This window comes from Streptomyces angustmyceticus (assembly GCF_040701845.1).
Classification (GTDB): domain Bacteria; phylum Actinomycetota; class Actinomycetes; order Streptomycetales; family Streptomycetaceae; genus Streptomyces; species Streptomyces angustmyceticus_A.
Genome location: NZ_JBFBHQ010000004.1, coordinates 314,576 through 339,218 on the forward strand (window position 1 = coordinate 314,576; position 24,643 = coordinate 339,218).

Here is a 24,643-nt window from a genome sequence, read left to right on the forward strand (position 1 = left end):
CGCCCGGTGGGGGCCGATCCCGCCCTGGTGAGCGATCCCGCGCTGGCGACCGGCTCCGCCTCGGTGAGCGATCCCACCGTCGCGCACGGCCCGCGGAACGGACCGATACCGCCCCGCGAGGCCCGCTGACCGGCCACCCGCGCTCCCCCTGCCCCGTCCCGCCCCTTGTCCCCGTTTGCGCAGCTCAGAGGCGCGGAGGGGCCGGCCGTCGCCCCCTCGTCCTAACCTGGGGGAATGGGCGGTGACTTGCTCACCCTGTTCCTCTGCGGCGATGTCATGCTCGGCCGTGGCATCGACCAGATCCTGCCGCACCCCGGAGATCCGGTGCTGCGGGAGTGCTACGCCACGGACGCCCGGGACTATGTCGAGCTGGCGGAGGCGGCGCACGGCCCCATTCCCCGGCCCGTCGGCTTCTCCTGGCCATGGGGGGAGGCGCTGGGGGTGCTGGACGACGCCGGGCCCGCCGCCCGGGTGCTCAATCTGGAGACCGGTGTCACGGGCGATGGCACGTTCGACGGCACCAAGGACATCCACTACCGGATGCACCCGGCGAACCTTCCGTGCCTGACCGCCGCCCGCCCCGATGTCTGCGTCCTGGCCAACAACCATGTCCTGGACTTCGGCCGCCAGGGCCTGGCGGACACCCTCGACGCGCTGGCCGGGGCCGGGCTGCGGACGGCGGGGGCGGGCGCGGACGCCGACGCGGCGGCCCGGCCGGCGACCGTCCCCCTGGAAGACGGCCGCCGGCTCCTGGTCTTCTCCTGCGCGATGCCGTCCAGCGGCGTTCCCCCGTCCTGGGCGGCGACCCGGGAGCGCTCGGGGGTGGACTTCGTGGCCGGGCCGTCGACCGACGCCGCGAGCGCGCTCGTCGACCGCGTACGGGAACGGAGGCGGCCGGGCGATATCGCGGTGGTTTCCGTCCACTGGGGTGCCAACTGGGGCTACTACGTCTCCCGTGCCGAGGCCGCCTTCGCGCATGCCCTGCTCGACGGTGGCGTGGATGTCGTCCACGGACACTCCTCGCACCATCCGCGGGCCCTGGAGGCGTACCGGGGAAAGCTCGTGATCCACGGGTGCGGCGACTTCATCGATGACTACGAGGGCATCACCGGCTACGAGCAGTACCGGGACGACCTGCGGCTGCTCTTCCTCGTCGTGCTGGACCCGGACACCGGCGCACTCCACGAGGTGCGGATCACCCCGCTGCAGGCCCGGCGCATGCGGCTGTGGCCCGCCTCGCACGAGGACTCCCGGTGGCTGTGCGCGCTCCTGGACAAGATCAGCTCCGGATTCCGCCCCTGCGCCCCCGCCGCCCCGGAGGGCACGCTCACCCTGCGTCCCGCCCGGGCCGCTCAGGGCCGGTGCCAGACCAGCGTGTAGCGCCAGAACAGCCGCCGTCGCAGCCGCGCACCGGGGAGGATCTCTTCGGCTGCCCGGGCGATCTCGTCGAAGGTCATCTCCGCTGAGCGGGTGCGGGCCGTCATGGAGACGGGGCGGGGCGAGGGGCGGCCCCTGTTCTTCAGCCAGCCCGTCGCGGCGTTGGCCGGTACGGCGACCATCCCGAGCAGGCGGTCCACCGGAGTGTGAGCGCGGGACAGGCCGACGACGATCAGGGTTCCCTTTGGTGCCAGGTGACGGCGGATACGGGTGAGCGCCTTTGCGAAGGGCAGGTGGTGGAGCGTGGCGACGCAGGTGATGACGTCGTAGGACTCGGCGGGGAACTCGGCCGGTGCGTCCGCGACGGTGAAGGTCACGGGAAGCGCCGGCGGAGTCAGCCGCCGGGCCTGCGCGGTGATCGCCGGATCGGCATCGATGCCGTCCACGGCGGTGGCCCGCCCGGCCAGGAGTCGTGCCAGGTCGCCGCTGCCGGACCCGATGTCCAGGGCGCGGGCGACGCGTCCGGGCACCTGCCGCAGGATCCAGCGGTGGTAGTGGGCGTTGTGATCCCAGGGGTATGTGGCATTGAACCGTTCGAGGGCCCGCAGGACACGGGGCGAAAGGATCGTCATCAGCCCAGTCCACCAAGCCCCGGCGGTGTGTGCACCCCGATTCGGCGCAAGGAACGACCGCCGGGGCCGAGATCGCCAGGACCGACTGCCGAAGACCGACCGCCCCTTGGACCGCCGGACGCGCGGTTCCGCCGTCCCGCGGCCCCGTGGGCCAAGGGAGCGAGTCGAGCACCGGTCAGGGCAGCAGCGTGTCGAGGAAGGTGTTGGAGAACACCCGTGCCGGGTCGTAGGAGTTGAGGGTGTCGCGGGCCGTGCGCCAGCCCTCGAAGGCGGCCGGGACGGTGCCGCCCACCGTGGCGGGGTCCGTCCACGGCCCGCTGTCCGTATAGGCCCAGCCCTTGGACCACTCGGGACGTACGGCGGCATAGGAACCGGTGTAGTGCTGCCAGATCCACTGCTCCAGCTCGCGGAAGAACGGCCCCGCGCCGGGCGTGCCGGGATAGGTCGCGAAGTCGAGCCACACCACGGTGTCCCACTCGGGATGGTCCGCACGGGCCCGTGCCGGGGACAGCAAGGGGCCGTCCAGGGGGTCCGTACCGGTGACGCGCAGCTCGATCGGGCCGTTGACCGGGAAGGAACCGCGGCTTTGATGGGCCGACAGTACGCTCTGGTAGCGGGTGTGGAAGTCCCCCACCACGCGCTGCACGTTCGCCCGGGAGGTCAGTACCGCCCACCCCGCTTCGACGATCCGCAGCGTCGTCGGCTCGACGTACAGCAGGCTGTTCTTCGACCAGCCCCAGACGTCCCAGGTGCCGGTGACGATCAGCCCGGATCCGACGATGGACATGGCGAGCTTGGTGAAGGCGGGCGTCTTGTCGCCCCCGCCCGAGGCGATCTGCCCCAGCAGCCCCGACATCTCCTCGGTGACACGGTTGGCGAAGCTGTAGGCGTAGGGGGAGTCGAGCTGCTTGGCGAACGGCGGCTTGGTGGGCGCGAGGCTCCACACCTTCAGCCACGGCACATCGGTGAACGGGAACCAGATCGCCTCGATGCGTCCGGTGCGGTCCAGGTAGGAGCCGAGGGTGCGGCCGCCGGTACCGGGCGGGCCGAAGACGGTTCCCACGTTCACATCGAACCAGTTCTGGCAGCGCAGCCGGGTGTTGGCGGCCGCCGTCATCGTCACCTCGGTGACGAAGGCGCGGCCCAGATGGACGAGGAAGGCACGGATGTCGGGGTCGGAGCGGGTGAACGTCCTGAGCACATAGCGGCCCTCCGCCGCGCTCCACACGACGGCGGTGAGGGAGGTGACCAGGGAGCTCAGTGTGCCGAACCCGGAGCCCGCGGGCGGGTTTTCGGTGGCGGTGGGCAGGCCCGTGCCGTGGCCGCCGATGGCGAGCACCCCGCCGATGGTGAGGTCGCCGGGTGCGGTGGTGGTGGCGAGGCCGAGTCCGGCCTCCTCCAGGCGGGCGAGGATGGTGTCGAGCGTCGCGCCGGTCTGGGCGGTGACGCTCCCCGGGCCGCCGCCGCGCACGCTGACCGCGGTGAGGTGGGAGGTGGTGTCGACGATGACCGTACGGTTGGTGTCGGCCCCGGCGGGTAACACCAGCGGCGACCAGGTGTGGCCCTTGCCCCGGGCCCGTAGCCGGTAGCCGTGTTCATGGGCCCAGTTGGCGAGGGCGACCACGTCGTCGGGGGTGCGCGCCGAGGCCGTCCATACGCCCTCGATGACGATCTCCAACGACCAGTTGCGGAAGGCCTGTTGGGAGAGCGGGATGCCGGCCGGAAAGCCGGGCGGCGGGGTGAGGGTGGCCGCGGCACTGCCCGCGGGGATGCGATGAGCGGGCTGCAGTCCGGCCGCTGCGGCGAGTCCCGCGGCGGCTCCGGTCAGCAGCGTGCGGCGGGTGAAGGAAGCTCTTCGAGCGCTGTCGTCGGACATGGTTGTCCCTCCGGCACGCGGCGCGCCGGCCCCGCTGCACCGCGCACAGGTCGTAGGGGTGGACCGTACGAGCGCCCCGGTGCGGTGGGGGTGTGCCGGAAGGGTAGGGTGACGGACCGTCAGTTGCAATGCCCGGTGGGCAATACCGTTCCCCGGCGGGCCGCAGGGGAACGGCCCGCCGGGGCGGTCGGGGGATCGGGGTCCGGTCTACCAGCGGTACCAGCGGCCGCGGTGGCCGCCGGCGCCGGTCGACCGCATCAGGAAGCCGAGCAGCCAGAACGCCAGCACGACCACGGCGACGATCCACAGCGCCTTCAACGCGAATCCTGCGCCGAAGAGCAGCAGCGCGAGAAGCAGAACCAGAAGCAGCGGAACCATGTCCCTGCACCTCCGAATCGGTAGGACGGGAGGGCGCGCACGGAAGGAACCATGGCGCCGTTGACGAGATGACGAATGGGGACCGGCGGTCCGGCCTGTCCGGCTCCGGCCGGGCATCGACTGGGCGAGGGATGCTCGGTGGCGGTCCGGACGGTGACCGGCCTTCCGCAGCGGCCTGGGCTCGCGCGCTACGGAGTGCCGCGGGGGAGCGGCAGAGGACCCGGTGTGCTCTGCGGCTCTGTTATGCCGTGTTGCCGCTCAACCGGCCTTGAAACATGCGCCGGGAGGTGACGAGGGAGGCGCTCACGCGGCCTCGTTCGGCGGCAGCAGGGAGCCCAGGGGGCCGAGATCGAGATTCAGGTCGGCCATGGTGAGCCCGTACCGCTCGCAGAGTTCCGCCATCCGGTCCTGCAGCACCATGAGCGTCATGCCCACGCGCTCCTCCTGCTCCTCGCTCAGGTCGCCCTGGTCGACGCGGTGCAACGCGGTGCGCTCCATGAGCTGTCGCAGCAGCTCCACGATCGTCAGCACCAAGCGGATGAGATCGCGCTCGACGGTCTCCGGGTCCGTTTGCAGCCGCTGCGCCATACCGCTGCCCTGCGCCCGGCCCTGCCCCTGGCCGTTTTCGTCGGGTCCCGCCGGCACCAGGTCGAATGCGCGGGCCGCCGCCTGCGCCACCTCCGCGAAGTCGGGGTTCGCGCGGCCGTCCGGACCGGCTTCGTCAGCCGTCACGGCGTGTTCCTCGTTCCTGCGGGACATCTCGGACATCTCCTGGGGGCAAGGGGGCGGGGGCGGAACGTGCGGACCGGGGGCGGGGGGCGGGATTCGGTGGTTCGGCCCTCACCACGGCGCCGGGCTGTCGGGTGTGATCGAGCGGATCACCGCACGCAGATTGATGTGGACCAGGTCCACATCGGCGACGGAGAGCACCACATCCCCGGTGAGCACCGCCCCACCGTTCAGCAGCCGGTCCAAGAGATCGATCAGCGCTATCTGCCGCCCGGCGAGCGAGTCCTCCTCGGACAGGTCCGTCGGGTACGTGGCCTCCGCGAAAGCGGCCGGCCGGGCCCCACCACCGTTCACGCACTCCTGCCTTCCACGGGGGGCGGTGTCGCGAAGGAGTACGGGGGCCACGGGCCGGTGATCTCGACACGTACGCCGGGGACGTCCTCGGCCGCCGCCGACACCGCCCGCTGGAAGTCCCGGATGCGGTCCGCGGGGACCAGATAGGCCTCGTTGGCGATGTTCTCGCCCGGGCCGGAGGCCAGTTCACCCTGCTGCGGGCGGTGGACGACCCGGTCCCGCGCCAGGGCGGCCGCCCGGGCCCGCACCTCTTCGGCGACCGCCCCCGCCGCGCGGTAGGCGTCGCGGTGCGTACGCCGCTGGGCACGGCGCCGCTGCAAGTAGGCCCGGCCGGGGCTGGCCGGTGGCGCTGCGGGGTCCGGGGCATCGGGCGGGGGAGGCCCGGCCGCGGCGCGCGCGTCCGCGTACACCTTCACCCCCACTTCGGCGTGGCCTTCGAGCAGGGAGAGCAGTTCGTCGAACTCGGCGCCGCGCTCGTCCAGCATCGACCGCACCCGGGCGTCGTCCAGATACACCGTGGCCAGGCGCATGGGCAACACCGTGGCGCCGCCACCGGCGGCCTCGACGACCGCGTGGTGCGCCCGCGCGATCTCCTCCAGCTCCGCCAGGTTCCCCAGTTGCGCCTTCATCCCCTCCTCGCTGAAGGCGTCGGCCGGGACGGAGGAGACGAGTGCGGCCAGGGACCCGGCGGTGACCGTCCGCAGGGGGCCGCCCCGCACTCCGGTGAGCTGCGCGGCCGCGGCTTCGAGGGCGGCGCCGGCCCGCCCGAGGGCGTAGACGTACGCGACCCCGGGGCCGCCGGACGGCTCCTGCGGTGCCGGGGGCCGCGGGACGGGCCGCAGCGGCGCTCCGGCCTTGTCCCCGGCCTCTGCCGGCGATCCGGACCCCTTCCCGGCCTCTGCCGGCGCTCCGGGCCTCTCCCCGGCTTCCGTGGTGGGGCGGTTCACTGCTGCTCCTCCTCGTGGTCTGCCCGATGTCCCTCCGAGTCCTGGGAGGGGCCGATGGCCGCGCGCAACTCGGCGAGTTCGGCGCGCAGTCGACGGTTCTCCTCGGCCAGCGGATCACTGTCGACGGCCGGCCGGTGCCCGGCGGGGACCTGCTGCGGCGTGCGGGCCCGGGACGACAGCGAGGGGTCGTGTTCCCACCAGTCGATGCCCATCTCCTTGGCCTTGTCGACGGAGGCGACGAGCAGCCGCAGCTTGATGGTCAGCAGCTCGATGTCGAGCAGGTTGATCTGGATGTCGCCCGCGATGACGACGCCCTTGTCGAGCACGCGTTCCAGGATGTCGGCCAGGTTGGCGGAAGAAGCCCCCTGCCGGCCGTACGGGGACGGACCGGAGGAAGGCCCCATACGGCCGGCCAGTGAATCGGACATGAGCAGCCTCGTCTGTGCGGTCGGGACGGGTCAGCGGGCGGCGACGGCACGGCGGCGTCGGCGGGGTGCCTCCTGCTCGTCCTCGTCCTCGTCCTCGTCGTGCGGCTCCGGCTCGTCCGGCAGGTCGTCGTCCTCGTCGAGCGGTTCCCCGTGGTCGTCGTCCTCGTCGACGGGCTCCAGGCGGTCGTCGTCCTCGTCGGCCGGCGCCGCGTGGTCGTCGTCCTCGGCTTCCGTCTCCGCCGCGAGGTCGTCGTCCGGGTCTTCCAGGTCCTCGTCCTCGAAGTCCTCGTCCCCGAAGTCCTCGTCCTCGGCGTCCGCACCCTCGTCGGCCTCGTCCTCGGGGTGCCCGGTGTCGTCGGGACCCGGCTCGGTGTCCTCCTCGTCGCGCTCCTCCTCCGCGACGGCGTCCTCGTGCGCGACCACGACCTCGCCGTCCTGGATCTCGCCGCGCCAGCCGTCGGTGGCCTCGCCGCGCAGCATGATGAATTTGCGGTAGAGCTTGAGGTCCAGCCGGGCCCGCCGTCCCTGGGCGCGCCAGATGTTGCCGGTCTTCTCGAAGAGGCCCTTGGGGAAGTACTCCAGAACCAGCAGCACCCGGGTGAGGTTGTCGGTGAGGCGGTGGAAGGTCACCACGCCCTTGACCGTGCCCTTCGCCCCTTCGGTGGTCCAGCTGATCCGCTCGTCGGGCACCTGCTCGGTGACGTTCGCCCGCCAACTGCGGGTGGACTTGGCGACCTTCACCTTCCAGTTGCTGCTGGTGTCGTCGGACTTGTCGACACTGACGACGCCCTTGGCGAAGGTGCTGAACTCCTGGAACTGCGTCCACTGGTCGTACGCCTCGCGTACGGGCACGCCCACGTCGATGTCCTCGACGATCGTCACGCTCTTGGACTTGCCGCCGCCGCCCTTGCGGCCCTTGCCGAACAGGCTCTTCACCTTGTCCTTGACGGTGTCCTTGAGATGGGAGGCGCCCGCCGTCAGCGCTGCCTGCTGCGGCGACTTGCCCTCGCCGAGGGCCTTGCCGCCCTTCGCCAGGCTGCTCACCAGCCCGCCGGGGCCCTGGCCGGGTTCGGCGAGCTTGCCGACGCTCTCGCCCAGCTTGTGCCCGAGGCTGGTGACCGCGTGTTCCGCGCGGGCCTGGAGGTAGCGCTGCAGCTCCTCCTTGAGCTGGTCGGCCGCCGGGCTGCTGGTCACCTCGTCCTTGATCTTGCTGAAGGTGGACTCAGGCATGGCGGCCTCCCCGGTCGGTGGCCGTGCGCGCCGCGCCGGACGCCTTGCCGGCGGCCTTGTTACGGGCACCGGAGGCGGCCTTGCGCCCCGGGGCGGTGGAGGTGCGTCCGCGGGAGGAAGCGGCCTTGCCGGATGCCTTGGTCGCGCTCGACGCCGTACGCCGTGCCTTGGCGGACCGGTCGGTCGCGGTCGACTTCGTTGCCGACGCCGACTTCGTGGCCGACTTCGTGGCCGAGTCCGCCGACGACTTGGCGGATGTCCTGCGCCGCGGGGCGGGCTTCTCGCTCTCCGCGTCCGGGGAGTCCGCCGCGTCGCCGTCCGCCGCTTCGTCCCGCGGCTCGTCCTCGCTCTCCGCGTCCCGGTCGTCCGCCGCGCGCCCGGTGCCGCCCGTCCCGCCCTCGTCGAGCGCCAGGGTCCGCTCGTGCAGGGAGTCGGCGAGGCCGTTCATCCGCTGGGTGAGCGCGGCGCCGGCGGCCGACTTCGTGGCGTCGACCAGTTCCTTGCGCACCTGGTCGTTGAGGGGCCCGAGGACCGGCGAGTTGGCCACCAGCGTGCCCAGTTGCCGCGGATCCAGGTTCAGCTTCTTGCCGGCCAGGAACAGTCCCAGGCCGATGGCCATCTTGGCTTTCTTGGTGCGCCCCAGGAGGTAGCCCCCTACGAGGGCCACTCCGATCTTGGCGTTGGTCATCATCTTGCGTACACCTCGTTCTCCCGTCAGGAGTCGGTACGTAGTCGTTGCTGGTGGGCCTCCAGCCACTCCAGCCGGTCCAAGAGCTCGTCCTCGCGGGAGTCGAACTCCTCGGGCCCGATGGTTCCGTCCAGCAACTGCTGTTCCAGCGCGGCCAGTTCCTCGCGGACCGGTGCCGGGTCGTAGTACTCGCGCTCCGCGGTGAGCAGCACCTGGTCCAGGACCCAGACCGTGCCCCGCACCGGCGCGACCGGCAGCGTCAGGAGCTGTGTGATGAGGCCCATGGTGGATCTCCGCTCGTGCGTCAGACGAAGCTGTACGGCGGCAACGGGCCGTGCAGCCCGAACGTGTAGGTGTCACCGCGGCGTTCGGCTTCCGCGTGCACCGCCTCGGAGAACGCCGCGGCCTTCTCCCGTTCGACGAGGAACGACACGCTGAGGAAGTGCTGCTTCGTCGGTTCGACGTCCGCGATGCGCACCGCCAACGGGGCGAGCCGGTCCACGATGTCCGTACGGGCGCGGTCCTGCCGGGCCTGGACCTCCTGCGAGATCAGCTCGCCGAGGGCCACCTTGTCGTCGTACGCCTCCGGGTGCTGCCGGGTCCGGTCGTTGAGGCGTCGCACCTCCGCGGACTCCCGCACGACCTCCCGCAGCATGTCGTCCTCGTCGCGTGCGACCTTGAGGTGGTACTCACGGCAGCCGTCGACCTCCTCGAGGCGCTGGGTGTAGGTGTCGCGGTGCTCCTCCAGGGCGGAGACCACCTGTGCGTCGTCGGGCCCGACCAGCCCGAAGCGCATCGGGAGGGCGGCGCCGTCGGCGAGCAGCCGTTCCTGGACGCTCTGGTGGGCCGCCACATCGCGGCGCTTGGCCCGCAGCCCGTCCGGCGCGTCGCTGACCACCGCGCAGAGCTCCTTGGTCCGGACGGTGCGCAGCTGCGCCGCGGGGTCGCCGACGCCGGTGACGCCGGACAGCTGCAGGGGGTGGTCGGCGCCGGTGATGGCGTAGAGGTAGGTCGCCATGGTCAGTCCTCCCGGCGGCGGGCCGTGCGGCGGCTGCTGGAGCTGGTGGATTTACGCGCGGGACGCTCCTCCGCCTCCTCCTCGGAGCCCTCCTGGCCCTTGTGGAGTGACTCGGTGAACGCCTCGACGGCGCCGGTCAGCGCGCCCTTCGACTTTCCTTTGGCGCCGCTCTCGGTTGCCTCACCGACCAGGTCGGTGAGCTGGCTCGGTGCCTTGCGGCCCGATTCCAGGTCCAGACGGTTGCACGCCTCGGCGAAGCGCAGATAGGTGTCCACGCTGGCGACGACGACGCGTACGTCAATCTTGAGAATTTCGATGCCGACCAGGGAGACGCGTACAAAGGCGTCAATGACAAGTCCCCGGTCGAGAATCAGTTCCAGGACATCGTAGAGATTTCCCGAACCACTACCACTGGATGATGCGTTGGATTGCTGAATGGCCGTCACGGTCGATCGTCCCTTCCAGTTTTCTGGAGCGGGTCATGGGGCCGCGTCCTCTCATGACCGGGCCGCGCGGAGAATCGATCATCTGTCGATCTGGCCGCGTCCATAGCGGCGCGTGCGCTCATAGCCCGTGAGCTGACCCTTTTCGTCGAGGTGGACGCGGTAGGAAGCCATCACACTCGCGGTGTCCGGAACTCTTTCGATCTCCACCACTTCCACATCCGCCAGCCAGCCGTCATCGGTGGCCTTGAGCGCCGACACCGAGCCGGGCTCGCATTGGAGCATCTGGGCAAGTTGCCCCGAGGCGTGGCGCATTGCGGTGGGGGCGGCTATCCGCTCCGGTCCGCCGTCGTGTGCTTCCTTGTGATCCGTGTTCTCCTCGGTCGCCATGATCCCGCCTGTCGTGCGTCGTAGGGTTTTGGTCGAAGTACGGTGACTGTCTGCTGGCGATAGAGGAGCGGGTGCCCCCGGCACTCGAACGTATGCGTAGTCCCCCACACGGGGCGCAATTCCGCCCTACGGAAGGCACTCTCCGACGATCAACTCGGTGCCAACTCGGTGTGCGCACAAGGGATCCCGGCCATGACGACGCGGGAATTCCACGGCGCCCGTGCGGTTTCCGTGCGGCGCCTGTGTCCAGGAAAGGCCGTGCGGCGCGCCGAAAAGCCGTGCGGCGGGCCGAAAGATCGGGCCCGCCGCACGGGACGAGGAAATCCGGACGCTCTGCGGGAAGAGCCGGACGCTATGACGGAAGAACGGTGGGCCGCTCCCCGATGGTTTCCACACCCGGGGCCGGCGGTCTGCCGGCCACGCTCACCTGCGCGGGACGCAGCAGGCGGTCGCCCACCCGGTAGCCCTGGCGGAGGACCGCGGTGCAGACGGTGTCCTCCAGCCGGTCGTCGGGGGTGTAGGTGACGGCCTCATGGACCAGCGGGTCGAAGGGCGCGCCCGCCGTACCGAAGGACTGGAGGCCCAGCGCCCCCAGCTCGGTCTGCAGGGACTGGGCGACGCGCCGGAACCCACCGGTCACCTCGCCCTGCTCCCCGGCCTCGGCGAGGGAGTCGAGCACGGGCAGGAGCCGGCTGAGCACATTGGCCACGGCGATCTCGCCCACGGCCAGCCGGTCGCGGTGGACCCGCTTGCGGTAGTTGTCGTACTCGGCCTTCAGCCGCTGCAGATCGGCCGTGCGCTCCCGTAGCTCGGCGCGCAGCGCCACCGCGTCCTGTGACGGCGTCCGGCCGGGACCGTGGCCGGAATCCGGTGCACGGCCGGGCTGCCGGGCTTCCTCCGGGCCCTCACCGGACGGCCTGCCCTGCTCGTCCTGTGCGCTCCGCCCCTCCGTCCGGCCGGTGCGGGGCGGGACCGGTCCGGGGTCGTTCCCCTGGCCGTGGCCGGCCAGGGCCAGCGGCGGCCGGGGGAGGCCACGGACCCGAGTCGGACGGTTCATCGCGCGCCTCCCTCCTGTTTGTCGTCGTCGACGATCTCCGCGTCGACGACATCGTCCTGGTCGCCGGCGGTGCCCGAGCCGCCCTCGCCGGAGCCGCCGGCCTCACCGGCTCCCGGGGCCTGGGCCTGCGACTGGGCGTCGGCGTACATGGCCTGGCCCAGCTTCTGGGAGACGGTCGCGAGCTTCTCGGTGGCGGTACGGAGCTCCGCGGTGTTGCCGCCGTCGGCGGACTCGGCGGCCTTCAGCTTCTCCTTGACCTCGCCGATCGCGGTCTCGACCTCGCTCTTGACCTCGCCGGGGATCTTCGCCTCGTTGTCCTGGACGAACTTCTCGGTCTGGTAGACGAGCTGCTCGGCCTGGTTGCGGGTCTCCGCGGTCTCCCGCTTGCGGCGGTCCTCCTCGGCGTGGTGCTCGGCGTCGCGGACCATCCGGTCGATGTCGTCCTTCGGCAGCGAGGAGCCGCCGGTGACGGTCATCTTCTGCTCCTTGCCCGTGCCCAGGTCCTTGGCCGTGACGTGCATGATGCCGTTGGCGTCGATGTCGAAGGAGACCTCGATCTGCGGGACCCCGCGGGGGGCCGGCGGCAGGCCCGTGAGCTGGAACATCCCGAGCTTCTTGTTGTACGCCGCGATCTCGCGCTCGCCCTGGTAGACCTGGATCTGCACGGACGGCTGGTTGTCCTCGGCCGTCGTGAAGATCTCGGAGCGCTTGGTCGGGATCGTGGTGTTGCGTTCGAGCAGCTTGGTCATGATGCCGCCCTTGGTCTCGATGCCCAGGGACAGCGGGGTGACGTCCAGCAGGAGGACGTCCTTGACCTCGCCCTTGAGGACACCGGCCTGGAGGGCGGCGCCGACCGCGACGACCTCGTCCGGGTTGACGCCCTTGTGCGGATCCTTGCCGGTCAGCTCCTTGACCAGCTCGGTCACCGCGGGCATCCGGGTCGAGCCGCCGACCAGGATCACATGGTTGATGTCGGAGACCTTGATCCCGGCGTCCTTCACCGCGTTGTGGAACGGCGTCTTGCACCGTTCCAGAAGATCGGCGGTGAGCTGTTCGAACTGCGAGCGGGTGAGCTTCTCGTCCAGGTGCAGGGGCCCGTCGGCGGACGCGCTCAGATACGGCAGATTGATCGTGGTCTCGGTCGCCGCGGACAGTTCGATCTTGGCCTTCTCGGCGGCCTCCCGCAGCCGCTGGGTGGCCATCTTGTCCTTGGACAGGTCGATGCCGTAGGCGTTCTTGAACTGCTTGGTGAGGTAGTCGACGATCCGCTGGTCCCAGTCGTCGCCGCCCAGGTGGGTGTCGCCGTTGGTGGCCTTCACCTCGACGACGCCGTCACCGATCTCCAGCAGCGAGACGTCGAAGGTGCCGCCGCCGAGGTCGAAGACCAGGATGGTCTGGTCGTTCTCCTTGTCCAGGCCGTAGGCCAGCGCCGCCGCGGTCGGCTCGTTGACGATCCGGAGCACCTTCAGGCCCGCGATCTCGCCGGCCTCCTTGGTGGCGGTGCGCTGGGCGTCGTTGAAGTACGCCGGCACGGTGACGACCGCATCCGTCACGTCCTCGCCGAGGTACTCCTCGGCGTCGCGCTTGAGCTTCTGCAGCACCCGCGCGGAGATCTCCTGCGCCGTGTACCGCTTGCCGTCGATGTCGCCGCTGTCCGGGAAGCGCCACTCCGCCTCGCCCATGTGGCGCTTGACCGACCGCGCGGTGCGGTCGACGTTGGTCACGGCCTGCCGCTTGGCGACCTCGCCCACCAGCACGTCGCCGCCCTTGGAGAACCCCACCACCGACGGGGTGGTCCGGGCCCCCTCGGCGTTGGTGATCACCGTGGGCTCGCCGCCCTCCAGCACACTGACCACCGAGTTCGTCGTACCAAGGTCAATACCCACTGCACGTGCCATGGTCTTCTCCTCGTCTTGCGGCCGGCACCCCGGGCGGTATCGCCCGGCACCGGGCCCCGGGACCCGCGGGGGCGGACTCCGGGCGGGCCCCGGGCCGGAACGTCCGGGCCGGCCCCGAGGCTCGCCCGGCAGGCCCTCTCACCTGCTGTGATGGAGGGGCGGCCGGCTGCCTCGTCCGTATAAAACGTGCATAAAACGCATCGATGCATCTATCAAGATATTCCCATTCAAGGCATTTACACCGTATGTGCCACACGCGGTCGGGCTCCCGTTGACCGCCGCAGTCGGGTGGCCCCGGTGGGCGGCGGTCGGGCGGGTGGCCCGCCCGGTTGTCCGAGGTCGCCGGTGGTCATGCGCATGTCCGTCCGGCGTGCGGACGCGCCCCTGCCGCCCGATGCGCCCGGCGGGTCTCCGCCGGGCGCATCGGGCGGGTGCTCATGCCGCCGGCACGGGGCCGGAGGTCCAGGTGCCGAGGGCCATTTCGGCGGTGATGCCGGGGCCGAAGCCGGCCAGCAGGCCGCGGTGGCCGTCGAGGGCCGAGGCCTCGTCGAACATGCGGGCCAGGGCGTCGAGCACCACGCCACTGGCGATGTTGCCGTACTCGGTCAGCGTCGCGCGGCTGAAGCGGAACGCCTCGGGCGGCACCTCGAGGAAGCGGCACAGGTCGTCGAGGATGCGCGGGCCGCCCGCGTGGACGATGTAGAAGTCCAGTTCGCCCGCGTCCCATTGGTGCTGCTCGGCGACGGCGCGCAGGGCGGGGGCGAGCGGCTCCATGGTTCCCGGCACGCGCTTGTCCAGCTGGAAGTGGAAGCCGGTGGCCCGTATCGCGTACGAGATCCAGTCCTCGGTGTTCGGTATCAGGTACGAGCTGTTGCGCTCCAGCCGGACACCGGTGCCGCCCCTGCCGCGGACCACGGCGGCGGCGACCGCGTCGCCGAAGAGGCCGTTCGACAGCAGCGACCCCACTCCCAGGTCCGTGGGCTGGTAGCACAGCGAGCAGAACTCGCAGGCGACGATGAGCACGTTGCGGTCGGGGTACGCCGTGCAGAAGTCATGCGCCCGGTTGATCGCGGCGCCCCCCGCGGCGCAGCCGAGTTGGGCGATGGGCATCTGCCGTGTCTCCGACCGGAAGCCCAGGGTGTTGATGAGCCAGGCGGTCAGCGCCGGCATCATGAAGCCGGTGCAGGAGACGTAGACGATGAGGTCGATCTCCTGCGGTTCCACCTCGGCCTGGTCGAGCGCCTGGCGGACCACGGCGGGCACACGGGCCTTGGACTCTTCTTCGTAGACCGCGCTGCGGGCGTCGAGCCCCGGGTGCTTGAGCACCTTGTCGATCGGCTGGATCAGGTGCCGCTTGACCACGCCGGTGTTCTCGATCAGCCGCAGGATCAGCCGCAGTTGCGAATGATCCTTGTGCAGTCGTTGTGCGAGTTCGAGGGTGTCGTCTCGGGTGATGATGTACTCGGGGACCGCAATTGCTGGTTTGCACAGAACCGCCATGGGATGCACTCCTTGCAGACTGTGGCCCCCCTCAGGGAATTCCCTGACGCTGAATTCGAGCCGTTTTCCGGCCGACGGTGTCCACCGGGGAAACTCGCCCGTTCACCTGGGGCAAGAAATCCGAGGGCGGAACCGGCGGCCCGGAATGGGCGCCTCTGGCAGGGAATTGAGCGGGCCAGCCGTCGAAGAATGAACTCTCCCCGTGCTGGTGGATTGATCTTTCCGAGTAGTAACCGTACGCCAGGCGGGTGGAATCTGCATTTCGCTCCCGTGGCCCACAGTCACCAAGTGACGGGCAGCTCCAGCGGATAGCGCCAGATCGACGTCTTGTTCCAGCGGACCTCCTCGGCCGGCTGTGCCAGCCGCAGCTCCGGGAAGCGGTCCAGGAGGGTCCGGAGGGCGACCTCCAGCTCCACGGTGGCGAGCGGGGCGCCCAGGCAGTGATGACCGCCCCAGCCGAAGGTCATGTGCGAGGTCCGGTCCTCGCGTTCCAGGTCGAGTTCGTCGGGCCGGTCGAATTTCTCGCTGTCCCGGTTGGCCGTCAGATAGGAGACGTGCACGATGTCCCCGGCCCGGATCGTCACCCCGCTCAACTCCACGTCCTCGGTGGCGACGCGGGGGATGCCGACGCCCTTGCGGAACGGGATGAACCGCAGCATCTCCTCGATCGCCTGCGGGAGCATCTCCGGACGGGAGCGCAGCATCGCCAGCTCCTCGGGCCGGGTCAGCAGCGTGTAGGCGAGGTTGCCGATCTCATAGGTGGTGGTGTCCTGGCCGGTGATGAGCAGCACCATGGCCATGACGGTGAGTTCCTGGTCGCCGAGGATCTCGTCCCCGTCCCGCGCGGTGGCCAGGGCACTGATCAGGTCGTCCCCCGGGTGCTGGCGCCGCTTGGCCGTCAGGGTTTCGAAGTAGGCCCGCATATCGGCCTTGGAGCGGATGGCGCTCTCCCGGTTCTCGACGGTGACGTTCATCATCGTCCGGGCGTGCGCGCGCAGCTGCGCCTGGTCGCGTTCGGGGATGTCGAGGACCTCGCAGATGGTCGTCAGGGGCAGGGGGGACGCCAGGCTCTCCATCAGGTCGGCGGGAGAACCCTGCCCGGCCATCCGGTCCAGGAGTTCGTCCACGACGAGCTGGGTGCGGACCCGCATGCGTTCCACCTGACGCGGCGCGAACGCCTTGGAGACCAGGCTCCGCAAGCGGCTGCTGGCGGGCGGGTCCATGACGTTGATCGCCTCGTCCTGGACGATCGGCTCCGGCGTCATACGGGGGAAGTCCCGGCCGATGACGGCGCTGCGGCTGAAACGCCGGTCGGTGGTCACCGTGCGCACGTCGTCGTACCGGGTGACGAGCCACGCCTCTCCTTCCCCGTGGGGCAGCCGGATGCGGGCGACCGGTTCCTCGGTCAGCAGGCGTTTGAGCGTCGGGTCGAATTCCAGGCCCTCCGCATAGTCGAAGGGGCAGTTCCAGACATGAGATCCGGGTTCCATGGTGAGCTCCCGACGTGAGAAGTGGCGTGCGAATTCACCGCCTGCGGAGAAAACCGGGCACACGCATGCGGTCGTACCGGGCCGTCGGCCAGAAAGGCGCCCCTTCGTCCCGGCCGGGCAAGGGCGGGGACAAGTGGCGGCGACCTTTATCACTGCCGGTTCAGGCAGCCGTTTGGCGGAGGGCATCGCCCTGCCGTTCCACAGTGGCTTAAGGGGAGTGCGGGTGGTCGGTGTGGTGCGCCGTTCGGGTGATCTCCGGGGTCGTTCCCCGGTGCGGGACGGGGTCCGTCGGCGCGGAGAACCGGCCGGGGCCGCGGCGCGGCCGGTGTCCCGCGGCCCGCCCGCATCCACTTGACAAAGGGTGTTGCCAGGACGGCAAATGACGTCATGGCGGACGACGACATTCCCCGTGTGCTGAACGCGGTCGGCCCCCGGCTACGGGCCCTGCGGCGCGAGCGCGGAGCCACTCTGGCGCAGCTGAGCGAGGTCACCGGCATCTCGCTCAGCACCCTGTCGCGCCTGGAGTCCGGGCAGCGCAAACCGACCCTCGAACTCCTGCTTCCGCTGGCCAAGGCCCATGGTGTCCAGCTGGACGAGCTGGTCGGGGCACCGGCCACCGGCGACCCCCGGATCCATCCGCGCCCCTTCACCCGCAACGGGCAGACCTTTGTGCCGCTGACCCGGCACCTCGGCGGCCTGCACGCCTACAAACACATCCTGCCCGCGAAGAAGGCGACCGGTACCCGGCCCGAGCTGCGCACCCACGAGGGCTACGAATGGCTCTATGTGCTCTCCGGCCGGCTGTGGCTGGCGCTCGGGGAGCACGACCTCGTTCTCACCTCCGGGGAGGCCGCCGAATTCGACACCCACGTCCCGCACGGCTTCGCCAACGCCGGTCCGCATCCCGTCGAGTTCCTCAGCCTCTTCGGCGCCCAGGGCGAGCGGATGCACGTCCGGGCCGGCCCGCCGGCGGCGGGCCCCGACCACGCCTGACGCCTCAACGCCGTTGACTCTGACGGGTGTTGGCCGGTCGCACACCCGCGAGGCCGACGCGGGTCGGAAGCGCTCCGGTCGGCCCGGATGACCAGGCACGGGCGGCCGGACGCGCCGGGTGCCCCGCGTTCCTGGGTGTGCGGCACCCGGGCACGAGCCGTCCTGGAGGCCGCGGCCCGCGCCGTGGAGGCTTGCCGGAAAGCGAACAACCGGCAAGAGGAGCAGTCATGCAGGAGCACGGCAAGGTCGTCCTGATCACCGGTGCGAGCAGCGGTATCGGTGCGGCAACCGCCCGCCGGCTGGCCGCCGACGGACACCGTGTCTTCCTCGGCGCACGCCGCGGCGAGCACTTGGCGAAGCTGTGCGGCGAGATCGCGAACGAAGGCGGCACCGCGGCGTTCCAGCGGCTCGACGTCACCTCCGCGGCGGACATGCGGTCCTTCGTCGAGGCCGCGCGCACCGCATACGGGAAGGTGGACGTCGTCGTCAACAACGCGGGGGTGATGCCCCTTTCGCCCCTGGAGGCCCTGAAGACCGACGAATGGGACCGGATGATCGATGTGAATGTGCGCGGCGTGCTCCATGGGATCGCCGCCGCGCTGCCGGTGATGCGGGCCCAGGGCGGCGGGCACTTCATCACCGTCGCCTCGGTCGGGGCGTACGAGGTGTCGCCCACCGCCGCCGTCTACTGCGCCACCAAGTTCGCGGTACGCGCGATCTCCGAGGGGCTGCGCCAGGAGTCCGACGGCGACATCCGGGTCAGCCTCGTCTCGCCCGGCGTCACCGAATCCGAACTCGCCGACCACATCACCGACCCGGCGGCCCGGGACGCCATGATCCGCTACCGCGCCGTGGCCCTGCCGGCCTCCGCGATCGCGGACGCCATCGCCTTCGCCGTCGCCCAGCCCCCGGAGGTCGAGGTGAACGAGATCGTCGTACGCCCCGCCCGCAGCGCGCAGTAGCTCCGCGGGGCACCGGGCGGCGGCCTGTGAACCACGGGCAAACTCTTGGCATCTCTTGCGGGGAAAGCCTGTTCGGGCACGCCGCGGTGTCTAGCATGTGCAGCGTGCCGCAGGTCCCGGTGGGTGCGCCGGGCCGCGGCTGCCCGATCCGGCACCACGGCACCACGTACCCGACCGCGTGGCGCGCACGACCCCAGGAGGCGCGGAGTGCCACCACCCGGCCTCGCGAAGCTGCGCTCCCCCCGCGTCCTGGGCATCGGGAGCGTCCTCCTCGCCGGCGGCCTGCTGGCGGCGTCCACACTGGCCGGCGGCCGCCCGGAGGGTGGCGCACGGCAGCGGCCGGCCGCTGCCGACGGGCTGCGGCACACCACGGTCGAGGTGTCGCCGGGCCACTGCGGCCGGGGCTGGGCCGACGGCCGCCCCGGCACCCAGGTCTTCGATCTGCACAACACCTCCGACGCCGCGGCCGAGGTGTACCTCACGTCCCCGCGCGGCGGCGCGGTGTACGGCGAGGTGGAGGGCCTCGGGCCCGGCACCACCCGGCACCTGCGCGTCCGGCTGGGCCGGGGCGCGTACGCCTTCCGCTGCCTGCCCGACGACGCCGACGCGGTCACCGGGCCCACGGTCCGCATCGACGGCGGCGGCCGTCCCGGCCCGGCGGCGGCCCCGGTCACCGAGCACGACCTGATCCCCCCGGCGCTGGACTACCAACGGTGGGTCGCGGGCGGCCTGGACGCACTCGCCGGCCGGACCGGGACCCTGCGGGCCGCCGTCGCGCGGGGGGACCTGGCGGGGGCCCGGGACGCCTGGCTGCCCGCGCACCTCGCCTACGAGCGGCTGGGCGCGGCGTACGGGGCCTTCGGCGACGCGGACCAGCAGATCAACGGCACGACCGCGGGCCTGCCGGGCGGCGACCGGGATCCGGCGTTCAGCGGCTTCCACCGCCTCGAGTACGGCCTGTGGCACGGGCAGTCCGCCGCCACCCTGCGCGCACCGGCCGCCGCCCTCGACGGCGCCGTGCACAAACTGCGGGACGACTGGGCGCAGACCCGGATGGAACCGGCCGACCTCGGCCTGCGGGCGCACGAGATCCTGGAGAACACCCTGCAGTCCGAGCTGACCGGGCGGACCGACTACGGCAGCGGCACCAGCCTCGCCACCGCCCGCGCCAACCTCGACGGAACCCGGGCCGTCCTCACCCGGCTGCGCCCCCTGCTGGTCACCCGGTACCCCGGACTGCCGCATGTGGAAGCCGAGTTGGGCCGGGCGCAGCGACTGCTCGACGGCTTCCGCGAGGACGGCCGGTGGACGCCGCTCGACGACCTGGACCGCGGCCGGCGGGAGCGGACCGACGCGGTGCTCGGGGACCTGGTGGAACGGCTGGCGTCGGTGGCGACGCTGTGCGACGCACGGAGAACGGTGTGAGGGACATGAACGGTGTCGGAAGGCGGGGGTTCCTGCGGGGCGCGGCGCTCGCCGGGGCCGGATTCGCGACCGGTGGCGCCGCGCCTGCCGGCACCCCGCCTCCGGCCGGTGAACCGGCCCTCCTGACCGGCCAGGGGCCGGTCACCGGAGCCGTCCCGCCCGTCCCCTTCCACGGCCGACACCAGGCGTCGGTCCTCGCCCCGCCCCGCCGGGTCACGGCGTACACCGCGTTCGACGTGACCGCGCAGAACCGCCGGGAACTGGCCGACCTGATGCGCACCCTCACCGCCCGCGCCCGGTTCCTGACCGGCGGAGGAGTCCCGGAGCCGGTCGGCATCACCGGCCCGCCCACCGACTCGGGCCTGCTGGGACCCCGGGTTCCCGCGGGCGGGCTGTCGGTGACGCTCGCCGTGGGAGCGGCGCTGTTCGACGACCGGTTCGGGCTGCACGGCCGCGCGCCGCGCCGGCTGACCCCCATGCCCGCCTTCCCCGACGACGACCTGCGGGCCGACTGGTGCCACGGCGACCTGAGCCTCCAGCTGTGCGCCGACGACACGGACACCGTGCTGCACGCCCTGCGCGACATCGCCCGCCACACCCGGGGCGGCATGCAGGTGCGCTGGCGCCTCGACGGCTTCACCAGCCCGCCCCGGCCGTCCGGGACCCCGCGCAACCTCTTGGGATTCAAGGACGGCACGGCCAACCCCGACGCCCGGGCGGCCGGGGAGATGGACCGGCTGGTGTGGGTCGGGGCAGGGGCCGGTGAGCCGGACTGGGCGGTCGGCGGCAGCTACCAGGTGGTCCGGCTGATCCGGATGCTGGTGGAGTTCTGGGACCGGGTGTCGCTGACCGAACAGGAGCGGATGTTCGGCCGCGCCAGGGAGTCCGGCGCACCGCTGGACGGCGACCGCGAACAGGACACCCCCGACTATCCCGCCGACCCCAAGGGCGAGGTCATCCCCCTGGACAGCCACATCCGGCTGGCCAACCCCCGCACCCCGTCCACCGCGGGCCAGCGCCTCCTGCGCCGGGCCTACAACTACGACAGGGGCGTGGACAGCAACGGCAACCTCGACATGGGCCTGCTGTTCTGCTGCTACCAACGCGACCTGGCCCGCCAGTTCGAGACCGTCCAACGACGGCTGGCCGGCGAGCCGTTGACGGACTACATCACGCCGTTCGGGGGCGGCTACTTCTTCGCGCTGCCGGGCGTACGCGACACGACGGACTGGTACGGCCGGGCCCTGCTGGCCTGACGGCGAGCCGCGGGGCGCCGAAGAGTCAATACCCGGTCAAAGTTTGTCCTGGCATACCTGACTCACTGTTCACTCCAGCGTCATGATGGCTCTGCCGGACAGCCGTTCGCCCGGCAGAGCATCCCGCCGTACCGCACCGACACATCCCTGCCCGGAGGGTGAACAGCATGGCCAGTAGGGGAAGACGAGCAGCGACACGGAGCCTGGCCCTCACGGGTGCCGCGGCCCTCGCGGTCCTGGGCGCGGGCGCGCCCTCATGGGCCGCCGGACCGCACCACCCCGAGTCCTCCCGTACAGCCACGCCCATCAAGCACGTGGTCGTGCTCTTCGACGAGAACATCTCGTTCGACCACTACTTCGCGACCTACCCGAAGGCCGCCAACACCGACGGCACCAAGTTCACCCCCTCCCCGCGCACCCCCCGGGACATCGACAACCTGCGCACCGCGGGGCTGCTGGAGCACAACCCCAACCAGTACGCGCCCAAGCGGCTCACCCCGCAACAGGCCATGACCTGCGACCAGACCCACGACTACGGGCCCGAGCAGTACGCGTACAACGGCGGCAAGGCCGACCGGTTCGTCCAGAACACCGACTCCGGCAAGTGCTCCGGCGGCCTCTTCGGCGAACCCGGCCTGGTGATGGACTACTACGACGGCAACACCGTCACCGGCCTGTGGAACTACGCCCAGCACTACTCCCTCAACGACCGCTCCTTCAGCTCGGTCTACGGCCCCTCCACACCGGGCGCCCTCGACCTGGTCTCCGGACAGACCCACGGCGTCATCTCCATGGACCCCGCCTCCGGCACCGAGCACCCCCGGCAGACCACCACCCCCGACCCGCACGCCGTGCAGTCCCCCGACGCGCGCGGCGTCGGCACCATCGTCAACGACCCGGACCCGGCGTACGACGACTGCTCCAACAAGGACCACACCAGCACGAACGCGGTCGCCGCCATGACCGGGCGCAACATCGGCGACGTCCTCAACTCCCGCCATGTCAGCTGGGGCTGGTTCCAGGGCGGCTTCCGGCCCAGCACCGGATGGGACGGCACGCCGGACCACTACGCCAAGTGCGGCGGGACCACGCACACCAACGTCGGGGGAGCGGCGGTCGTCGACTACAGCCCGCACCACGCGCCGTTCGAGTACTACAAGTCGACCGCCAACCCGCACCACCTGCCGCCGAAGAGCATCGACGAGGTCGGTCACGCCGGACGGGCCAACCACAACTACGACCTGACCGACTTCGACGCCGTGCTCAAGGCGGGCAAGCTGCCGGCCGTCAGCTTCCTCAAGGCACCCCAGTACCAGGACGCGCACGCCGCCTACTCCGACCCGGTCGACGAACAGCACTTCCTCGTCGACCGGATCAACCGCATCCAGCAGTCGCCGCAGTGGAAGGACACCGCCGTCGTCGTCGCGTACGACGACTCCGACGGCTGGTACGACCACGCCTACGCCAAACCGCGCAACGGCTCCAAGGACACCTCGACGGGCTCCAACGGCAAGGCCACCGACAGCCCGGCCTGCCAGGCAGGTCCCGCGGCCGCCGGCGGCTACGCCGACCGCTGCGGTCCCGGCACCCGGCAGCCGCTGCTGGTGATCTCCCCGTACAGCAAGGTCAACAAGATCGACCACACCCGGACCGAGCAGACCTCGATCATCAAGTTCATCGAGCGCAACTGGCACACCGGGCAGATCGGCGACGCGTCCTTCGACACCCGGGCCGGCTCGCTGAGCGGCATGTTCGACTTCCGGCACCCCAACAACAAGCAGGTGCTGCTGAACGCGGACGGCTCGGTCAAGTCCGTCGGCCCGATCCGTCCTGTCGCACCGGTCGCCACCACCATCGACCCGGGCCCCGCACTGGAGAACCTGGCCTCGGCACAGGACCCGTCCGGCTTCCCCGTCCTCCCGGTGGGCATCGGCGCCGCCGTGGTGGCGGCGGGCGTCACCGGCACCTTCCTGGTGCTGCGCCGCCGCAAGGAGCACCACACCGTCTGACCCGTCAGGGCAGAGGGGAGATCTACGGCCGCAGGGCCGGGCCGGCAGGACGGCGGGGCGGGGAGCCCCGCCGTCCCCGCGCGCTCAGCCGGTGGCAGCGCCGAACCACCGTGGCAGCCGGCTCACCAGCTCCCGCTGATCCTCACCGGCCCACGCCACATGACCGTCCGGCCGCAGCAGTACCGCGGGCACGTCCACGTCCTCGCTGGCGTCGACGACATGGTCGACCCGGTCCGCCCAGCCCGCCACCGAGAGCCGGCCGGTCCGATCGAGCAGCAGCCCGCGGCCGCCGTGCATCAGCCCGTACAGTCGTCCCCGCTTCAGCTCCACATCCGGCATCCGCCGGCCGAGCAGTCGGTGGCCGCCCTCTCCGACGTCGTAGCGGACACCGGTCGCAATGATCTTCTCGATCAGGTGCCGGTGCACCTCCTCGAAGTCCATCAGCTCCGAGACCAGTCGGCGCACCGCCCGGGGGCCCGGCTCGGTCGACATCAGCTCCATCTGCGCACGGGTGTTGACCAGTACGTCGGCGGCCACCGGATGCCGTTCGGTCTGGTAGCTGTCCAGCAGCCCCCCGGGCGCCCAGCCGTTGACTTCGGCGGCCAGCTTCCAGCCGAGGTTGAACGCGTCCTGGATGCCGAGGTTGAGCCCCTGCCCGCCGGCCGGCGGGTGGATGTGCGCCGCGTCGCCGGCCAGCAGCACCCGGCCGGCCCGGTAGCGCTCGGCCTGCCGGGTGGCGTCACCGAAGCGGGAGAGCCAGCGCGGCGCGTGCACGCCGAAGTCGGTGCCGGCGGTGGCCCGCAGCTGCTCCCGGAACTCCTCCAGGGTCGGCGGGGCCGTACGGTCCGCGGCCACCCCCGCGGCGGGCACGACCACGCGGTACACCCCGTCCCCGAGCGGCATGGCGCCGAACCGCAGCTGGGTCCTGCGGACTTCCGCCATCACCGCGTCCAGCGTTTCCTGCGGCACGGCCACCCGCATCTCGCCCAGCATCGTCTCGACCCTGCTGGGTTCGCCGGGGAAGCCGATACCGAGCAGCTTGCGCACCGTGCTGCGGCCGCCGTCACAGCCGACGAGGTAGCGCGAGCGCAGCCGGGTGCGTCCCCCGCCGGCGGGTGTCTCCCCATCGGCCAGTTCGACGGTCACCCCGTGGTCGTCCTGGCTCAGCCCGACCAGCTCGCAGCCGCGCCGGATCTCGACGCCGAGCGCGGTGGCGTGCTCGGTCAGCAGGCGGTCGGTGACGGGCTGCGGAATGCCGAGGACGTACTCGTGCGCGGTGTCCAGCCGCCCGTGCCACGGCTTGCTGATGCCGGCGAAGAAGCCGCTGACCGGGTGCTGCCGGCCGTGCGCGAGGAACCGCTCCAGCAGACCCCGCTGGTCCATCACCTCGATGCTGCGTACGTGCAGTCCCAGCGCGCGGACCACCGGCGTCGGCTCCGCCTCCTTCTCCAGCACGACCACGCGGACGCCCTGTAGCCGCAATTCGCCGGCCAGCATCAATCCGGTCGGTCCGCCCCCGGCCACGATCACATCGATCAACGCAATCCCCATTTCCGCTTCTTT

The 24,643-nt window shown here is 71.4% G+C and carries 24 protein-coding genes; 6 read left to right on the forward strand and 18 right to left on the reverse strand.

What is annotated here, in order from left to right:
- Positions 1-234: 234 nt before the first annotated feature.
- Positions 235-1,380 (forward strand): CapA family protein, encoded by a 1,146-nt coding sequence (locus AB0411_RS12255; RefSeq protein ID WP_366417189.1) that lies wholly within the window; start codon positions 235-237, stop codon positions 1,378-1,380.
- Here the strand turns inward: AB0411_RS12255 and AB0411_RS12260 are convergent.
- From AB0411_RS12260 to AB0411_RS12340, 17 genes are all read right to left on the reverse strand, one after another.
- The gene (locus AB0411_RS12260) at positions 1,353-2,009 is read right to left on the reverse strand and encodes a class I SAM-dependent methyltransferase (protein WP_366417190.1); all 657 of its coding nucleotides are present in this window, start codon (positions 2,007-2,009) and stop codon (positions 1,353-1,355) included. The two genes, AB0411_RS12255 and AB0411_RS12260, sit on opposite strands and share 28 nt — an antisense overlap.
- 175 nt (positions 2,010-2,184) lie before the next feature.
- Positions 2,185-3,885: a cholesterol oxidase substrate-binding domain-containing protein gene (locus AB0411_RS12265; protein WP_366417191.1), complete on the reverse strand. Its 1,701-nt coding sequence runs from the start codon at positions 3,883-3,885 to the stop codon at positions 2,185-2,187.
- Positions 3,886-4,092: 207 nt separating this feature from the next.
- Positions 4,093-4,263, reverse strand: coding sequence for a hydrophobic protein (locus AB0411_RS12270; protein ID WP_366417192.1), 171 nt, complete (start codon positions 4,261-4,263; stop codon positions 4,093-4,095).
- Between the two features lie 303 nt (positions 4,264-4,566).
- A complete protein-coding gene (locus tag AB0411_RS12275; protein ID WP_366417193.1) occupies positions 4,567-4,995 on the reverse strand; it encodes a gas vesicle protein K in 429 nt (142 codons plus the stop codon).
- A 108-nt stretch (positions 4,996-5,103) separates the two neighbouring features.
- Positions 5,104-5,289 (reverse strand): gas vesicle protein, encoded by a 186-nt coding sequence (locus tag AB0411_RS12280; protein ID WP_366417403.1) that lies wholly within the window; start codon positions 5,287-5,289, stop codon positions 5,104-5,106.
- Positions 5,290-5,342: 53 nt separating this feature from the next.
- Positions 5,343-6,293 carry a GvpL/GvpF family gas vesicle protein gene (locus AB0411_RS12285; protein ID WP_366417194.1) on the reverse strand — a complete coding sequence of 317 codons (951 nt, stop codon included), beginning with the start codon at positions 6,291-6,293 and terminating at the stop codon, positions 5,343-5,345.
- On the reverse strand, positions 6,290-6,721 hold the full coding sequence (gene gvpJ / locus AB0411_RS12290) for a gas vesicle protein (protein WP_366417195.1): 432 nt from the start codon (positions 6,719-6,721) through the stop codon (positions 6,290-6,292). Before gvpJ ends, AB0411_RS12285 begins: the two co-directional genes overlap by 4 nt.
- A gap of 30 nt (positions 6,722-6,751) precedes the next feature.
- Positions 6,752-7,951 (reverse strand): SRPBCC family protein, encoded by a 1,200-nt coding sequence (locus tag AB0411_RS12295; protein WP_366417196.1) that lies wholly within the window; start codon positions 7,949-7,951, stop codon positions 6,752-6,754.
- Complete coding sequence (locus AB0411_RS12300; protein ID WP_366417197.1) at positions 7,944-8,642, reverse strand: hypothetical protein; 699 nt, start codon at positions 8,640-8,642, stop codon at positions 7,944-7,946. Before AB0411_RS12300 ends, AB0411_RS12295 begins: the two co-directional genes overlap by 8 nt.
- A gap of 23 nt (positions 8,643-8,665) precedes the next feature.
- Positions 8,666-8,923 (reverse strand): gas vesicle protein GvpG, encoded by a 258-nt coding sequence (locus tag AB0411_RS12305; RefSeq protein WP_366417198.1) that lies wholly within the window; start codon positions 8,921-8,923, stop codon positions 8,666-8,668.
- A gap of 20 nt (positions 8,924-8,943) precedes the next feature.
- Entirely contained in the window at positions 8,944-9,657 is a 714-nt protein-coding gene (locus AB0411_RS12310; RefSeq protein ID WP_366417199.1) for a GvpL/GvpF family gas vesicle protein, read from the reverse strand.
- A gap of 2 nt (positions 9,658-9,659) precedes the next feature.
- Positions 9,660-10,103 (reverse strand): gas vesicle structural protein GvpA, encoded by a 444-nt coding sequence (locus tag AB0411_RS12315; protein WP_366417200.1) that lies wholly within the window; start codon positions 10,101-10,103, stop codon positions 9,660-9,662.
- Between the two features lie 78 nt (positions 10,104-10,181).
- Positions 10,182-10,490, reverse strand: a complete 309-nt coding sequence (locus AB0411_RS12320) for a gas vesicle protein (protein WP_366417201.1) — start codon at positions 10,488-10,490, stop codon at positions 10,182-10,184.
- A gap of 352 nt (positions 10,491-10,842) precedes the next feature.
- Positions 10,843-11,547, reverse strand: coding sequence for a nucleotide exchange factor GrpE (gene grpE, locus AB0411_RS12325; RefSeq protein ID WP_366417202.1), 705 nt, complete (start codon positions 11,545-11,547; stop codon positions 10,843-10,845).
- On the reverse strand, positions 11,544-13,445 hold the full coding sequence (gene dnaK / locus AB0411_RS12330; RefSeq protein ID WP_366417203.1) for a molecular chaperone DnaK: 1,902 nt from the start codon (positions 13,443-13,445) through the stop codon (positions 11,544-11,546). The genes grpE and dnaK overlap by 4 nt, the downstream gene beginning before the upstream one ends.
- Before the next feature lie 435 nt (positions 13,446-13,880).
- The gene (locus AB0411_RS12335; protein WP_366417204.1) at positions 13,881-14,945 is read right to left on the reverse strand and encodes a type III polyketide synthase; all 1,065 of its coding nucleotides are present in this window, start codon (positions 14,943-14,945) and stop codon (positions 13,881-13,883) included.
- A gap of 281 nt (positions 14,946-15,226) precedes the next feature.
- Complete coding sequence (locus AB0411_RS12340; protein ID WP_366417205.1) at positions 15,227-16,435, reverse strand: cytochrome P450; 1,209 nt, start codon at positions 16,433-16,435, stop codon at positions 15,227-15,229.
- 387 nt (positions 16,436-16,822) lie between these two features.
- Here AB0411_RS12340 and AB0411_RS12345 point away from each other — a divergent pair, with 387 nt between their 5' ends.
- From AB0411_RS12345 to AB0411_RS12365, 5 genes are all read left to right on the forward strand, one after another.
- On the forward strand, positions 16,823-17,428 hold the full coding sequence (locus tag AB0411_RS12345; RefSeq protein WP_366417206.1) for a helix-turn-helix domain-containing protein: 606 nt from the start codon (positions 16,823-16,825) through the stop codon (positions 17,426-17,428).
- A gap of 227 nt (positions 17,429-17,655) precedes the next feature.
- Positions 17,656-18,390, forward strand: coding sequence for an SDR family oxidoreductase (locus tag AB0411_RS12350; protein WP_366417207.1), 735 nt, complete (start codon positions 17,656-17,658; stop codon positions 18,388-18,390).
- 207 nt (positions 18,391-18,597) lie between these two features.
- Positions 18,598-19,815, forward strand: coding sequence for an EfeM/EfeO family lipoprotein (locus tag AB0411_RS12355; RefSeq protein WP_366417208.1), 1,218 nt, complete (start codon positions 18,598-18,600; stop codon positions 19,813-19,815).
- 5 nt (positions 19,816-19,820) lie between these two features.
- Positions 19,821-21,071: an iron uptake transporter deferrochelatase/peroxidase subunit gene (gene efeB, locus AB0411_RS12360; protein WP_366417209.1), complete on the forward strand. Its 1,251-nt coding sequence runs from the start codon at positions 19,821-19,823 to the stop codon at positions 21,069-21,071.
- Between the two features lie 167 nt (positions 21,072-21,238).
- Positions 21,239-23,080 (forward strand): phospholipase C, encoded by a 1,842-nt coding sequence (locus tag AB0411_RS12365; RefSeq protein ID WP_366417210.1) that lies wholly within the window; start codon positions 21,239-21,241, stop codon positions 23,078-23,080.
- Positions 23,081-23,164: 84 nt separating this feature from the next.
- Here AB0411_RS12365 and rox read toward each other — a convergent pair whose 3' ends face one another.
- Positions 23,165-24,619 carry a rifampin monooxygenase gene (gene rox, locus AB0411_RS12370; RefSeq protein ID WP_366417404.1) on the reverse strand — a complete coding sequence of 485 codons (1,455 nt, stop codon included), beginning with the start codon at positions 24,617-24,619 and terminating at the stop codon, positions 23,165-23,167.
- Between the last annotated feature and the right edge of the window lie 24 nt (positions 24,620-24,643).

What these genes read in the sequence shown, in the direction of transcription:
- AB0411_RS12255 (WP_366417189.1), top strand. Translation starts at nt 235, where the DNA reads ATGGGCGGTGACTTGCTCACCCTGTTCCTCTGCGGCGATGTCATGCTC.
- AB0411_RS12260 (WP_366417190.1), bottom strand. Translation starts at nt 2,009, where the DNA reads ATGACGATCCTTTCGCCCCGTGTCCTGCGGGCCCTCGAACGGTTCAAT.
- AB0411_RS12265 (WP_366417191.1), bottom strand. Translation starts at nt 3,885, where the DNA reads ATGTCCGACGACAGCGCTCGAAGAGCTTCCTTCACCCGCCGCACGCTG.
- AB0411_RS12270 (WP_366417192.1), bottom strand. Translation starts at nt 4,263, where the DNA reads ATGGTTCCGCTGCTTCTGGTTCTGCTTCTCGCGCTGCTGCTCTTCGGC.
- gvpJ (WP_366417195.1), bottom strand. Translation starts at nt 6,721, where the DNA reads ATGTCCGATTCACTGGCCGGCCGTATGGGGCCTTCCTCCGGTCCGTCC.
- AB0411_RS12295 (WP_366417196.1), bottom strand. Translation starts at nt 7,951, where the DNA reads ATGCCTGAGTCCACCTTCAGCAAGATCAAGGACGAGGTGACCAGCAGC.
- AB0411_RS12300 (WP_366417197.1), bottom strand. Translation starts at nt 8,642, where the DNA reads ATGATGACCAACGCCAAGATCGGAGTGGCCCTCGTAGGGGGCTACCTC.
- AB0411_RS12305 (WP_366417198.1), bottom strand. Translation starts at nt 8,923, where the DNA reads ATGGGCCTCATCACACAGCTCCTGACGCTGCCGGTCGCGCCGGTGCGG.
- AB0411_RS12310 (WP_366417199.1), bottom strand. Translation starts at nt 9,657, where the DNA reads ATGGCGACCTACCTCTACGCCATCACCGGCGCCGACCACCCCCTGCAG.
- AB0411_RS12320 (WP_366417201.1), bottom strand. Translation starts at nt 10,490, where the DNA reads ATGGCGACCGAGGAGAACACGGATCACAAGGAAGCACACGACGGCGGA.
- grpE (WP_366417202.1), bottom strand. Translation starts at nt 11,547, where the DNA reads ATGAACCGTCCGACTCGGGTCCGTGGCCTCCCCCGGCCGCCGCTGGCC.
- dnaK (WP_366417203.1), bottom strand. Translation starts at nt 13,445, where the DNA reads ATGGCACGTGCAGTGGGTATTGACCTTGGTACGACGAACTCGGTGGTC.
- AB0411_RS12335 (WP_366417204.1), bottom strand. Translation starts at nt 14,945, where the DNA reads ATGGCGGTTCTGTGCAAACCAGCAATTGCGGTCCCCGAGTACATCATC.
- AB0411_RS12340 (WP_366417205.1), bottom strand. Translation starts at nt 16,435, where the DNA reads ATGGAACCCGGATCTCATGTCTGGAACTGCCCCTTCGACTATGCGGAG.
- AB0411_RS12345 (WP_366417206.1), top strand. Translation starts at nt 16,823, where the DNA reads ATGGCGGACGACGACATTCCCCGTGTGCTGAACGCGGTCGGCCCCCGG.
- AB0411_RS12350 (WP_366417207.1), top strand. Translation starts at nt 17,656, where the DNA reads ATGCAGGAGCACGGCAAGGTCGTCCTGATCACCGGTGCGAGCAGCGGT.
- efeB (WP_366417209.1), top strand. Translation starts at nt 19,821, where the DNA reads ATGAACGGTGTCGGAAGGCGGGGGTTCCTGCGGGGCGCGGCGCTCGCC.
- AB0411_RS12365 (WP_366417210.1), top strand. Translation starts at nt 21,239, where the DNA reads ATGGCCAGTAGGGGAAGACGAGCAGCGACACGGAGCCTGGCCCTCACG.